This window comes from Spongiactinospora rosea (assembly GCF_003315795.1).
Taxonomy (GTDB): domain Bacteria; phylum Actinomycetota; class Actinomycetes; order Streptosporangiales; family Streptosporangiaceae; genus Spongiactinospora; species Spongiactinospora rosea.
Genome location: NZ_QMEY01000007.1, coordinates 26071 through 38901, shown reverse-complemented (window position 1 = coordinate 38901; position 12831 = coordinate 26071). Strand labels below are relative to the sequence as shown.

General features: G+C 72.5%; 11 protein-coding genes. 10 read left to right on the top strand and 1 reads right to left on the bottom strand.

What is annotated here, in order from left to right; translation table 11 throughout:
* The first annotated feature begins 47 nt into the window (after positions 1 to 47).
* On the top strand, positions 48 to 1019 hold the full coding sequence (locus DP939_RS18210) for a helix-turn-helix transcriptional regulator (protein WP_113981925.1): 972 nt from the start codon (positions 48 to 50) through the stop codon (positions 1017 to 1019).
* Positions 1020 to 1161: 142 nt separating this feature from the next.
* Here the strand turns inward: DP939_RS18210 and DP939_RS18205 are convergent, their stop codons facing one another.
* Positions 1162 to 1548: a hypothetical protein gene (locus DP939_RS18205; RefSeq protein WP_113981924.1), complete on the bottom strand. Its 387-nt coding sequence runs from the start codon at positions 1546 to 1548 to the stop codon at positions 1162 to 1164.
* Positions 1549 to 2001: 453 nt separating this feature from the next.
* Between DP939_RS18205 and DP939_RS18200 the strand changes: the two genes are divergently transcribed.
* From DP939_RS18200 to DP939_RS18160, 9 genes are all read left to right on the top strand, one after another.
* Positions 2002 to 2901 carry an alpha/beta fold hydrolase gene (locus tag DP939_RS18200; protein ID WP_225878335.1) on the top strand — a complete coding sequence of 300 codons (900 nt, stop codon included), beginning with the start codon at positions 2002 to 2004 and terminating at the stop codon, positions 2899 to 2901.
* Between the two features lie 106 nt (positions 2902 to 3007).
* Entirely contained in the window at positions 3008 to 4189 is a 1182-nt protein-coding gene (gene moeZ, locus DP939_RS18195) for an adenylyltransferase/sulfurtransferase MoeZ (protein ID WP_113981922.1), read from the top strand.
* Between the two features lie 229 nt (positions 4190 to 4418).
* Positions 4419 to 5150, top strand: coding sequence for a hypothetical protein (locus DP939_RS18190; RefSeq protein WP_225878334.1), 732 nt, complete (start codon positions 4419 to 4421; stop codon positions 5148 to 5150).
* Positions 5144 to 6355: a S8 family peptidase gene (locus tag DP939_RS18185; protein WP_113982189.1), complete on the top strand. Its 1212-nt coding sequence runs from the start codon at positions 5144 to 5146 to the stop codon at positions 6353 to 6355. Before DP939_RS18190 ends, DP939_RS18185 begins: the two co-directional genes overlap by 7 nt.
* Before the next feature lie 153 nt (positions 6356 to 6508).
* Positions 6509 to 7510: a hypothetical protein gene (locus DP939_RS18180; protein ID WP_225878333.1), complete on the top strand. Its 1002-nt coding sequence runs from the start codon at positions 6509 to 6511 to the stop codon at positions 7508 to 7510.
* Positions 7511 to 7602: 92 nt separating this feature from the next.
* Positions 7603 to 8979, top strand: a complete 1377-nt coding sequence (locus DP939_RS18175) for a S8 family serine peptidase (protein ID WP_225878332.1) — start codon at positions 7603 to 7605, stop codon at positions 8977 to 8979.
* A gap of 132 nt (positions 8980 to 9111) precedes the next feature.
* Entirely contained in the window at positions 9112 to 9480 is a 369-nt protein-coding gene (locus tag DP939_RS18170; RefSeq protein ID WP_113981921.1) for a hypothetical protein, read from the top strand.
* Entirely contained in the window at positions 9468 to 9782 is a 315-nt protein-coding gene (locus DP939_RS18165) for an MGMT family protein (protein ID WP_113981920.1), read from the top strand. The genes DP939_RS18170 and DP939_RS18165 overlap by 13 nt, the downstream gene beginning before the upstream one ends.
* A gap of 133 nt (positions 9783 to 9915) precedes the next feature.
* Entirely contained in the window at positions 9916 to 12819 is a 2904-nt protein-coding gene (locus DP939_RS18160) for a CDP-glycerol glycerophosphotransferase family protein (protein WP_225878331.1), read from the top strand.
* Positions 12820 to 12831 lie beyond the last annotated feature (12 nt).

Here is a 12831-nt window from a genome sequence, read left to right as displayed (position 1 = left end):
GAACGGATGTGGCCATTTCCTGACCGCATCCCGGCGAGACTGGAGGCATGGCGGACGTCACCCAGCGCATCCTCGCCCTGCTGGCCACCTTGCAGAGCGGCCGGTCGTTCAGCGGCGACGAACTCGTCGTGCGGCTCGGCGTCAGCCCGCGGACCCTGCGGCGCGATGTCGAGCGGCTGCGGGAGTACGGCTATCCGGTCGAGACCCGGCCAGGGCCCGGCGGCTACTACCGGCTGATCGCGGGCGCGGCGCTGCCGCCGCTGGTGCTGGACGACGACGAGGCCATCGCGACCCTGCTCGGGCTGGCCGCCTTCGCCGCGACCGGGAGCGCGGCCGAGGGCAGTGTGGACGAGGCGGCGACGCGGGCGTACGGGAAGGTCGATCAGTTCCTGCCCAGGCGGCTGCGGCACCGGGCGGCCCGGCTGCGCGCGAGCGTGGAGACGGGCGCGGCCCCGGCCCCGAGCGTCAGCGCCGCCGTACTGGCCACGCTGGCCGACGCCATCCAGCGCCGCCACGTCGTGACCTTCGAGTACGCGGGCAAGGGCGGCTCGGTGACGTCGCGGCGGGTCGAGCCGTACCGGCACGTCCACCACAGCCTGCGCTGGTACCTGCTGGCCTGGGACGAGGGCAGGGACGACTGGCGGATCTTCCGCCTGGACCGCGTGAGCGGCCTCGCGGTGACGACGAGCGAGTACCGGCCCCGGCCGCTGCCCGCCGAGACAGCGCTGGACTATCTGCGACAAGGGCTGAACAAGGAACGCGAGCGCGTCGTCCTCACCGTGGAGGCCCCGCTGGACGCGGTCGCCGACGCCTTCAAATACCAGGACACCGAGCTGACGGCGGTGAACGAGGGGTGTACCAGAGTCGTGCTGTGGCTCGACACCTGGCAGTGGCCGCTGGTGAACCTCGCATTCCTGGACGCCGGCTTCGTCGTCCACGAACCGGCCGCCTTCCGGGCGGCCTACCGCGAATTCGGCGCCCGCCTCCGCGCCGCGGGGGAGGACGGTCCAGCGGAATAGTGCGGGCCGCGACAGGCACGACGGAGGCGGGGGCCCGGGGCTCGTTTTGAGCCCTTGGACCCCCGCCGGTCAGCATTTATCCTCATCGCTGCATAATCCGGGAAAAGGATGATTTCATGCCTGCGATTTGGAATGCCGCTATTTACCAGGAGTGAGCGTGGTGATCATTGACGACGTGGAAGTTCTTGCGGATGTGGAGGCAGCCTCTCGCGTGCCGCCACCGGACGTGGCCGGTGACGTGGTTGATCCTGACCGTGGACCGGTTGACCCACCGCTTGTGGTGACCGTGGCCGCCCCAGTGGCCACCAAAGTGGCCGCCAAAGTGGCCGCCGTCGCAGTGGTGGCCACCAAAGTGGCCGCCGCCGCAGCCGTGGCCGTGGTGGCCGCCGCCGCAGTTCCAGCCCTGCGTGGTGACGGCGACGCCGGCGTTCGCGGTGGTGGTCGCTGTTGCGGCACCGAGACCGATGACCCCGCCCGTCACCGCGGTGCTGATGGCCAGGGCCGCCGCGATTTTCTTGACCTTGGGCATTGCGTATCCCCCTTGGAAGCATGATGGCCCAGTTAGGCATTTGCCCCCTATGACTGGCAATTGCCGAGGATGTCACCACAACGGGTGATCCTGGTTGTCTGATTTCCGGGCTTGAAGGGCGACAAACAGCAATCTCATGCCTTTGCTAACTGATAATCTCTTTATTGCTAGCATTAAACTATTATCAAGCGCTTTCGCCATGTATGTCGCTAATGTCCGATTGTCTTGAGGTGAGGGTGATGGCCGGGGGCGGCCGGGGCGGGGGATTGCGCGAGCCCGCGGCGTGGTTATGGTCGATAGGCAGGACAGAAGCGCAGGACACGCACAGGGAGAGAGGGGCGCGTGGTGTCCGAGCCGACCTCAGGGCCGATCTCAGGGCCGATCTCAGGGCCGACCTCACGGACGACCGGGGACGCGGGGTACGTACGACCCGCCCCCGACAGGGAAGCCGTCGTGCCGATCGCGCACTGGCCAGGGGAGATGCTGGACCTCGGCGAGCGTGAGGTGTTCGTCAGGGCGACGCCGCGCGGTGGCGACCAGACCGCCGTGTACGTACACGGTCTCGGCGGTTCCGCCACCAACTGGACCGACCTGATGGACCGCCTCCAGGACGTCGCCGAGGGCTACGCCATCGACCTGCCCGGCAACGGCTTCTCCCCGGCCCCCGCCGACACCGACTACTCGATCGCCGCCCACGCCGACGCCGTGATCGGCCTCATCGAGCGGGTGTCAGACCGCCCGGTCCACCTGTTCGGCAACTCCCTCGGCGGCGCGGTCACGGTCCGGGTGGCCGCCACGCGTCCCGATCTGGTCCGCTCTCTCGTGCTGGTCTCGCCCGCGCTCCCCGACCTGCTGCCCAGGTACGGCCCGGCCCGCGTGGCGCTCTCGACCCTGCCCGGCATCGGCCTGTGGGCGATCGACCGGATGCGGATGATCCCCGCCGAGCGCAGGCTGAGCGCCACCTTCGAGATGTGCTACGCCGACGCGACCAAGATCCACCCCGAGCGGTTCCGCGAGGCGGTGGAGGAACTGCGCCGCCGGGACGGCCTCCCGTACGCGGGCGCCGCCCTCGTCGGCTGCGCGCGGGCGATCGTGGCCGAGTACTTCCGCCGGGGCGAGGAGAACCTCTGGCGGCTGGCGGCGAAGGTGTCCGCGCCGACGTTGGTGATCCACGGCAGGCACGACCGGATCGTGCGCCCGCGCATGGCGGCGCGCGCCGGCCGTACGTTCCAGCAGGTCAGGCTGGTGCTGCTGCCCCGGGCCGGGCATGTGGCGCAGATGGAGTACCCCGAGGCCGTCGCCCGCGAGGCGCGCCGCCTGATCGCCGAGGCCGTGATGCTCTCCCGGGGCTGAAGACCTGAGAGCATGGATGACCGACGAACGGGGGTCTTTGGGGAATGCCCGGCCATCGGGTTAGGTTGACACCCACAGAGACCCCCTGAAACGGGAGCGTAGAACTGTGTCCTTGCCACCGCTGGTAGAGCCGGCCGCCGAACTCACCGTCGATGAGGTGCGGCGGTATTCGCGTCACCTGATCATTCCCGATGTCGGAATGGCCGGGCAGAAGCGCCTGAAGAACGCAAAGGTGCTGTGTGTGGGCGCGGGCGGACTGGGGTCGCCGGCCCTGCTGTATCTCGCCGCCGCGGGCGTGGGCACCCTCGGCATCATCGACTTCGACGTCGTGGACGAGTCCAACCTGCAGCGCCAGGTCATCCACGGCCAGTCCGACGTGGGCAGGCTGAAGGCCGAGAGCGCCGCCGCCTCGGTCAAGGAGATCAACCCGCTGATCGACGTGGTGGTGCACAACGTGGCGTTGAGCACCGACAACGTCATGGAGATCTTCTCCGGCTACGACCTGATCGTCGACGGCACCGACAACTTCGCGACCCGTTACATGGTCAACGACGCGGCGGTGCTGCTCGGCAAGCCGTACGTCTGGGGCTCGATCTACCGCTTCGACGGCCAGGCCAGCGTGTTCTGGGCCGAGCACGGCCCGTGCTACCGCTGCCTCTACCCGGAGCCGCCGCCGCCCGGGATGGTGCCGTCCTGCGCCGAGGGCGGCGTGCTCGGCGTGCTGTGCGCGTCGATCGGCTCGATCCAGGTCAACGAGGCGATCAAGCTGCTGACCGGGATCGGCGAGCCGCTGGTCGGGCGTCTGATGATCTACGACGCCCTGGAGATGCAGTACCGCACGGTCAAGGTCCGCAAGGACCCCGAGTGCGTGCTGTGCGGCAAGAACCCGAGCGTCACCCAGCTCCTCGACGACTACGAGGCGTTCTGCGGGGCGCTCTCCGAAGACGCGCAGCAGGCGGTGACCGACTCCACGATCACCGCGCGTGAGCTGAAGGACATGCAGGACCGCGGCGACGACATCTTCCTGGTCGACGTCCGCGAGCCCAACGAGTACGAGATCGTCTCGATCCCGGGCGCGACGCTGATCCCCAAGGGCGAGTTCCTGAACGGCGCCGCCCTGGAGAAGCTGCCGCAGGACAAGAAGATCGTGCTGCACTGCAAGTCCGGAGGCCGCAGCGCCGAGGCGCTGGCGATCGTCAAGAACGCCGGGTTCTCCGACGCGGTGCACGTCGGTGGCGGGGTGCTGAGCTGGGTCAAGTCCATCGACCCGAGCCTGCCCAGCTACTGACGGACGCGTCGAGGACGGCACATCCGCCGTTCCGCGCCGGACCGGGCCGTCGATCGGAACGATCCAGCCCGGGGCCCGGCTCGCGGACATTCCCCGCGAAGCGGAACGGCGGATGTCACGGGGCGACTTGACCGCATCGTCGCCTACTCCGCGTTAAAGTCGAGCAAGTGAGCGACAGCGGTCTTCGAGCGTGGTCTTTCGGACACGTGCTCCTGGGGGCGGGGGCCGGATGAACGAGCACACGGGGACGCGCGGCCTGCCCATCATGATCGTCGCCACGGTGCTCGCGCTGGTCTGCGCGGGCGTGGCCGGGGTCGCCGCGAGCGCGGCGGGCGGCGAGCTGACCAGGCAGCCCAGCGCGAGCGAGCTGGAACGCGCCGCGGGCACCGAGGTCGCGCGGCGCTGGCAGTCCTGGCCGGTGGGCAAGGTGTTCCCTGAGGCGATCGCGTACGCGGCCGAGCAGGGCGGGCGGGAGAGCGCCCGCAGGGTCGGCATCGCCGCCGACCACCGCTGCCAGACCGCGGTGGACTCCAAGCTGACCTCCGCGTTGCGTGCGGCGGGGTGCCGCGCGGTGCTGCGGGCCACCTACATCGACGCGTTGCAGGGCATGGTGGTGACCATCGGCGTGGCCGCCTTCCCCGACGAGGCGCGGGCGCGGCGGGCCGAGGCCGCCTTCCCCTCGGGCGAGCGGCCCAGTCCCGGCCTGCGCGCGCTGGCGTTCCCCGGCACGGTCACCGACCGGTTCACCGCCGCGGGCCGCCAGTCCGGCACGGTACGGCAGGGCGGCCCGTACGTCGTGCTCACCACCGCCGGGCAGGTGGACGGCCGCCCGGCCAAGGCGGTGGGCGAGCAGCGGCCGGCGATGTTCGCGTTCGCGGGGCACATGGGCGAGCGGGTCCTGCGCGACCTGACCCGCCCGGCGACGCCGGACTGCGCGGCCACCACGGAGTGGTCGTGCTGAGGCGGCGGGTGGCGGTCGTGCTGCTGGCCGCGCTGGTCGTGCCGGTGCCCGCGGTACCGGGCCTCGCCTGGGCTGACGACGTGCGCGACAGCCAGCGGCCCGTGCTGCGCACCCTTCAGGTGTCGCGGGCCTGGGCGGTGAGCAAAGGCAAGGGCGTCACGGTGGCGGTGCTCGACTCCGGCGTCGATCCGCGGCACCGCGACCTGGCCGGTTCGGTGATCGTGGGGCGCGACTTCACGGCGGGGGCCAACCCGCCGGGCGTACGGCCGCGCAAGCTGCACGGCACGTACATGGCCTCGCTGATCGCCGGGCACGGGCACGGGCCGGGCGGCGGCGACGGGATCATCGGCATCGCGCCCCAGGCGAAGATCCTCTCGGTGCGGATCATCCTGGAGGACGAGGAGCCGGGGTTCCGGGAGTTCAACTCGGCCGAGCGCTACGAGGACGTGGTGGCCAAGGGCATCCGGTACGCGGTGGACCGGGGGGCCGACGTGATCAACATGTCGATCACCAAGGAGCTGGCGACCAAGGAGGAGCGGGCGGCGATCCGGTACGCGATCTCCAAGGGGGTCGTGCTGGTGGCGGCGGCGGGCAACGAGGGGGCCGCGAAGCCGGGGGCCGACGGGTTCGCGCCCTATTCCTATCCGGCGGCGTTCCCGGGCGTGGTGTCGGTGGGGGCGGCGGACCGGGGGCTGCGGCGGGCCTCGTTCTCCAACTTCAACCCTTCGGTGCTGGTGGCGGCTCCGGGGGTGGACATCCTGGGGGCCGGGCCGGGGGATGAGTACTGGGTGGGGCGGGGGACGTCGCAGGCCAGTGCGATGGTGTCGGGGGTGGCGGCGCTCATCAAGGCCAAATATCCGAAAATGTCGCCTGCGCTGGTCGTACAGGCGCTGACGTCCGGCACCAACAAACGGCCATCCGACGGCTACGACACGGGCATGGGCTTCGGCGTGGTGAGCGCGGCGGGCGCGCTGGCCGAGGCGGGCCGCATCTCTCGGCACACCCTGCGGGCCGCGGGCGAGGGCACGATGGACCCGGCCGAGCCCGTCGCGGGCCGCCCCCTGCCCCCGGTACCGGTCGTCCACCGCGACCGCCACGCCATCACGGTGTACGGCGGCGTCGCCGGAATAGCGGCCCTGGCCGCGCTCGGCTGCGTCACCACCATCGCCATCACCGTCACCCGCACCCGCCGCCCTCCGGCGTAGCCGGGGGGTGGGCGGATCGGCGCGACGTATCGTCCGCCGCGAACGCCACGCCATCACCGTGTACGGCGGCGTCGCCGGTATGGCGGCGCTCAGCGGCCCCCTCCCCGTAGCCGGGGGGTGGTGGGCGGATCGGGGCGACGTAGCATTGAAGACGTGTCGAAGCCCCGGCGGTCCGAGGAGCCTGACGGGCGCCCAGAGGCCGCGGGGTCCGGGGCGCGGGAGGCGCGTGCGGGTTCGGCGCGGCGGCGGGTCACCGAGAGCGGGCTGCCACGGGCGGGCCGGGGCGCGGGGCTGAGCTCACTGCCGCGCCCGCCACGTACATCTGAGGCGGGCGGCGCGCGGCGGCCCAGGGTGCGGGCGTGGTCGGCGGCCGGGCGGCGGGCCGAGCTGGCCGCGGCCGAAGCCGCCGCCGAGCGGGCCGCGCTGGACCGCGGGGTCCGTTACCGTTCGGTCTTCCTGGTCCTGGTGGGCACCATCTTGATGGTCGCGGCGGTCACCGTGCTGCTCGGCACGATCGGGCTGCTCCGCGAGACCCGCTCCCGGCCGCTCACCGTGGCCGAGCGGGCCGACTACGTACGCACCGACATCGCCCGGCGCTGGCACGCCTGGCCCGCCGACGTCGTCTTCCCCGACGAGCTCGAATACCTGGGCCTGGAGCGCACCCAGCAGTACGCCAGGCGGGTCGGCATCGCGCCGGAGTCGCCGTGCGCGGCGGGCCTGGACGCCTCGGTCGGCCGCGTCGTCGGCGCGCACGATTGCCGCACGCTGCTGCGGGCAACATACGTGGACCAGACGTCCACGTTCGCCATCACCGTGGGGGTGGCCGTGTTCGCCAGCGAGGAGGACCGCGTGCGGGCCGCCGCGGAGCTGCCCGCCGACGACCGGGTGGGGGTGCGGCCGGTGGCCTTCCCACGCACCGCGACCGAGCTGTTCGGCGCGGCGCAGCGGCAGCGCAACGGGTGGGTCGGCGCGGGCCCGTACCTGGTGTTCTCCACGGCGGGCTACTCCGACGGACGCACCCGCGACGCCGTGCCGCCCGAGGAGCTCCTGCACAGCGAACTGTGGCCCGCCGCCCAGTCGGTCGCCGGCCGCATCGCCCGCTCCCTCGGCGAACCCCCCACCGTCCCCCGCTGCACCCAGGGGAACGTGTGCTGACCCCACGCCCCGCAACCCACCCGGCCCCCGTGCCGACCCCGCAGGCCGGCCGCCGCGGGCCCGCCGCGCCGGCTCCGCGCACGGGGGGACGTGTGCCACGCCGCCGCGCGGCGCGGGCGTTCGCACTGGCCTTGACCACGATCCTCGCCCTGGCCCCCCTCCCCGCCCTCGCCGTCGGACCTGGCGTGACCTCAGAGGCCGCCTCCGGCGATCCGCCCGGACCCGGCACGCGCCCGGAGGCCGTTGTCGGCCAAAGGCCCGCCGCGGCCTCCGAGCCCGTCACGGGCCAGGGGGCCGCCGCCGGTGTCGGTGGAAAGGCGGAGCCGATTCCGGGGAAGGAGGTGGCGGGGCGGCAGCAGTGGGTGTTGCAGACGTTGAACGTCGAGGCGGCGTGGCGGGTTTCGCGTGGGGCCGGGGCCACGGTGGCGATCATCGACAGCGGGGTGGACGGCGGCATACCCGAGTTGCGGGGCAGGGTCATCGACGGGCCCGATGTGGGCGGGCCGGCGACGCCGGGGGAGCGGCCTGAGCCGGGGCTGCACGGTACGGCGATGGCGTCGCTGATCGCGGGCTCGGGCGGCGAAGGGGGCATCACGGGGGTCGCGCCGGAGGCGCGGGTGTTGTCGTTGCCGTTGCTGCCCGACCAGCCCATCGAGAGCGGCGTCGCCGCGCCGGACGCGGGCCGGGAGTTCGGTGAGGACAGCCCGCTGGCCCGGGCCATCCGGTACGCCGCCAACCACGGCGCCGACGTCATCAGCATGTCGATCGGCGCGTACGGCGCGCACCCGGCGGAGCGCGAGGCCATCTCCTACGCGCTCGGCAAGGGCGTGGTCCTGGTGGCGGCGGTCGGCAATGACGGGGCGCTGGACGTCAGCCTGCGCAACGACACCTCGTTCTGGAGCTTCCCCGCCGGGTACACCGGCGTCGTCGGGGTCGGCGCGGTGGACGCCGAGCTGCTGCCCGCCCCCTTCAGCAGCGACAACCTCTCGGTGCTCGTCTCGGCCCCCGGCGTGGACGTGCCGGTGGCGCTGCCCGGCGGCGGCCACGAGTCGGCGGAGGGCACGAGCGCGGCGGCGGCCCTGGTGGCCGGGGTGGCCGCGCTGGTCAAGGCCGAGCATCCGGACCTGCCGCCCGCGATGGTGGCCCGCGCGCTGTCCGGCGGGGTACGGGCGGCCCCCGCCACCGGATATGACGACAAAGTGGGATTCGGTGTGGTGGACGCCGCCGCCGCGCTCACCCAGGCCGACCGGCTCGCCACCCTCGGCCGTACCGCGCAGACGCCCCCCGACCGGCACTTCGGCCAGGGCCCGCTGTCGGCCGCGCCGACCCCGCCGGGGCCCGACCCGGTGCGGCTGTGGGTGTTCGCCGGGGCGGTGCTGGTGGGGCTGGTCATGTTCGGCGCGGCGGTGATGGTGCTGACCCGCAAGGCGGAGGAGAAGTCGGCCCGGGAGCGTTCCGGCCCCGCGTGACCGAAATGATCACATGGTGGCTTCGATTCGAATGCTGTTCGGATACCGAATGCGAACACTTTTATCGCAGTCGTAGTATCACTGGACATTTCCGGCATCTCGCCGCACACAGGTCCGCTACTGTCGCGGCCCATGGGGTACGAGTTGCGTGTTGAGCGGGAGCAGCCGCTCGCCTACGCCGAACTCACCGCCGCGCTCACTCCGGCCGGATACGCGCTGCGCGGTTCGGAGGAGGCGGGCCAAGTGATCGCGCGGCACGGCGAGGCAGAGCACGTGATCGCCGAGTGGCGCGGCCGCCTGTGGGGCGAGCCGCTGTCGGACTGGCAGGTGGCCCAGCTCGCGAAGCTGGCCGACGCGCTCGCGGCGCGGCTGGTCGGGGAGGACGGCGAGGTCTACGCGATCCGCGACGGCATGGTGGAGCAGGTGAACGCCGAGGCCAGCTACGCCTTCGGCAAGCTCGCGGACATCATCTCCGCCGGTCCCGCACAATGGAGCGAATGAACACCGATCCGACACCTTTCGCCGAGCGCGTTCTCGATGTCGTCGAACGCATCCCCTCCGGCATGGTGATGTCCTACGGTGACATCGCCGAATACCTCGCCGAGGGCGGCCCGCGCCAGGTGGGCCGGGTCATGGCGCTGTGGGGCGGCGGAGTGCCCTGGTGGCGCGTGGTACACGCGGACGGCACTCCGGTGCCCGGCCACGAACAGCACTGCCTGACCCAGTGGCGGGCCGAACGCACCCCCATGCGCGGCGAGCGGGCCGACATGCGCCACGCCCGCTGGGACGGCGACGACGGCTGAGGCCACCGCTGATCGGGCGCCACCCCCTTCCCAGGAGACGCTCAGCAAACCGGACGCGACCCGAGCGGGCCGGGCCTACTACCATTGCCAGGGACAGTGATGGCCACCCGTCCGGAAGGCGGTGCCCCACTCCATGGCCACCGGCGCGACCCCTGAGCGGCCGAGCGGCGACCTCGGTGACCGTCTGCGAGCGGTACAGGATCTCTGTGACCGTGGCGAGCCCCTCGACGCGGTGATGGCCGCCGTCCGCGCCACCGGGCTGTCGGCCGCCGACCGGCGCAGACTCGACGCCGACGTGCTGGCCGGGCCGCTGGGCGCGCGGATCGACACCGCCATCAGACGAGGTCCGGCCCGCCGCCGCGAGATGATCGCCCTGCTCGCCCCCTACCTGAGCGAGGTCGATCCCGGGGTCAAACGCGACCTGCCGGTGGCCAGGCGGCTGGTGGTCCATCTGATCGAGACCCGCGACCGCGAGGAGCTGGCCGAGGGCGACGCGCTGGCCAAGGTGGCGTCGGCGGCGGCCGAGCCGTACCGGCGGGTCCGCAAGGGCCTGCGCTGGTACGCCGACCTGCCGCTGCGCGGCGAGCTGCCCGACGACCTGTACCGGCTGCGCCAGGCCGACCTGGTGCCGATCACCCAGATCGACGACATCTCCTGGACCGGCGGCAGGCTGCGCGTCACCGGTCACGCCTATCTGGCCGGGCTGTCGGTGCGCGGGCGCAGATTCAATCGTGCCACGGTGGTGCTGCGCGGCCCGCGCTGGCAGCCCCCGGTCCGGTTGCGCACCAAGCGCGTCTTCCGCCCCGAGGCCACCTACGGCGCGCAGGAGCTGGGCTGCAACTACGACTGGTCCGGGTTCACCGCCGAGCTGAACCCCTTCGCGCTGCGCTGGCGCTCCTGGCTGCGCAACGCGGCCAGGGGCGGCAGGCGGCTGCTGCGCCGCCGCCCGGCGGTCCGCGACACGACGACCTGGCGGGCCGAGATCGTGATCTGGAGCCGGGGCGCGCGGGCCGTGGGGGCGCTGCGCGGCCCCGTCGCCGGCCGTACCGAACGACCCGCGGGCCTTGCGGTCCGGCCGCGCTGGTGGGTGCGCCCGGTGTGGACCTCCGACCGCGCCCTCCAGGTCGTGCTCCAGCCGACGCGGGCCGAGCTGACCGGCGTACGCCACGACGGCGACGACGTCGTGCTCACCGCCTTCATGCCCGGCCGCCAGGTGAACAAGGGCCACGCCCGGCTCGGCGGCCACCGCATGTCCGCCGACTTCGTCCCGGTCGCGGGCGGCACCGAGATCACCCTCACCCTGTCCACGCAGAGCCTGCTGGAGGAGAAGGACGGCAGGCGGCTGTGGGTGGAGCCGAAGGGCGACCCCGCCGCGACCGTGATGCTGGGCGACGCGGACGAGTTCCGGTCCCTCGCGGGCGACCGGGAGATCACCGTGCAGGCCGACCGGCGCGACCGCGTGGTGATCTCCGCGCACCGGGTGCGGCCGGTCATCACGTCCGTGACCTGGTCCGCCGACGCCTCGATGGCCATCGAGGGCCACTATCCCGAGCCGGGCGGCGAGCCGCGCGAGCTGGTCCTGCGCCACCGCACCGGCCTTTCCTACCGGGTGCCGATGCGGCGTTCGGGCGACCGGTTCACCGCGCGGGTGCCCGCCGCCGCGATGCCGCGCTTCGGCGAGGCCGTCCCGCTGGCCGCGGGCACCTGGCACCTGTCGGTGGCCCACCCGTCCCGCGAGCCGGTGCCGTTCCGGGTCGATCACCGGGCGCTGGCCACGCTGGACGAGTCGCCGCACGTCCACGACGGCCGCCGCTACCAGCTGATCTCGGCCCGCTTCGACGTGCCGATGGTGGTCGCCGCCGAGGAGAAGCCCGACGACGAGCAGGGCATGGCGGGCGTCTACGCGCTGCAGCGCCACTTCTACCCGGCGCAGCGCCGCGAGCCGCTGACCGACGCCACGGTCTACGTCGCCTACGAGGGCAGACAGTACGAGGGCAACGTCCGCGCGGTCTATGAGGAGCGGCTGCGCAGGGGCGATGACGGCGAGCACATCTGGGTGGTCAAGGACGGCGCGTTCGTCCCGCCGGGGCCCGGCGACCTGGGGCTGGGGCGGGGGCCGCGGCCCAGCGTGGTCCGGGCGGGCAGCAGGGAGCACTACGCGGCGCTGGCGCGGTCCAGGTTCGTGGTGACCAACTCGTTCCTGCCGCCGTGGTTCCGGGCCAGGGACGACCAGATGGTGGTGCAGACCTGGCACGGCACGCCGGTCAAGCGGATCGGCAACGACCTGCCGCACATGTCCCGCGACCCGCGTCCTCCGGTGTGGCACCGGCAGGCGGCCGAGGTGCGGGGGTGGGACCTGCTGGTCTCGCAGAGCCCGTGGGCCACGCCGGTGCTGCGCAAGGCGTTCGGCTACCAGGGCGAGGTCCTTGAGGGCGGCTACCCGCGCAACGACGTGCTGACCACGCCCGACCGGGCGGAGCTGGCCGCGAGCGTGCGGCGCAGGCTGGGCCTGGCCGAGGGGTCCAAGGTGGTGCTGTACGCGCCGACCTACCGCGAGTACGACCGCAAGAACGCCAACCTCCGGCTCAACCTCGTCCAGGCCAGGACGATCCTGGGCCCCGAGCACGAGCTGCTGGTCCGGGCGCACTCGATGCAGGCCGCGCCGGTCGTGCCGGACGATGGCTTCACCCACGATGTCACGACATATCCAGACATCACGGAGCTGTTACTCGTCACCGACGTGCTGATCACCGACTACTCCTCCGTGATGTTCGACTTCGCGGCCACCGGCCGCCCGATGATCTTCTTCGCCTACGACCTGGACAAGTTCCGGGCCAAGCGCGGCATCTACCTCGACCTCGGCGAGCAGGCCCCCGGCCCGGTGCTGACCACCTCGGCCCAGGTGATCCAGGCGGTCAAGGGCATCGACGGCATCGCCACCGAATACGCCGACCGCTACGAGGCGTTCCGCCGCACCTACGCCCCGCGCGATGACGGCAAGGCCACCCGGCGCCTGGTTGATCACGTGTTCGGCTAGGCTTCCAGAGCG

What these genes read in the sequence shown, in the direction of transcription:
- DP939_RS18210 (WP_113981925.1), top strand. Translation starts at nt 48, where the DNA reads ATGGCGGACGTCACCCAGCGCATCCTCGCCCTGCTGGCCACCTTGCAG.
- DP939_RS18205 (WP_113981924.1), bottom strand. Translation starts at nt 1,548, where the DNA reads ATGCCCAAGGTCAAGAAAATCGCGGCGGCCCTGGCCATCAGCACCGCG.
- DP939_RS18190 (WP_225878334.1), top strand. Translation starts at nt 4,419, where the DNA reads ATGAACGAGCACACGGGGACGCGCGGCCTGCCCATCATGATCGTCGCC.
- DP939_RS18170 (WP_113981921.1), top strand. Translation starts at nt 9,112, where the DNA reads ATGGGGTACGAGTTGCGTGTTGAGCGGGAGCAGCCGCTCGCCTACGCC.
- DP939_RS18165 (WP_113981920.1), top strand. Translation starts at nt 9,468, where the DNA reads ATGGAGCGAATGAACACCGATCCGACACCTTTCGCCGAGCGCGTTCTC.
- DP939_RS18160 (WP_225878331.1), top strand. Translation starts at nt 9,916, where the DNA reads ATGGCCACCGGCGCGACCCCTGAGCGGCCGAGCGGCGACCTCGGTGAC.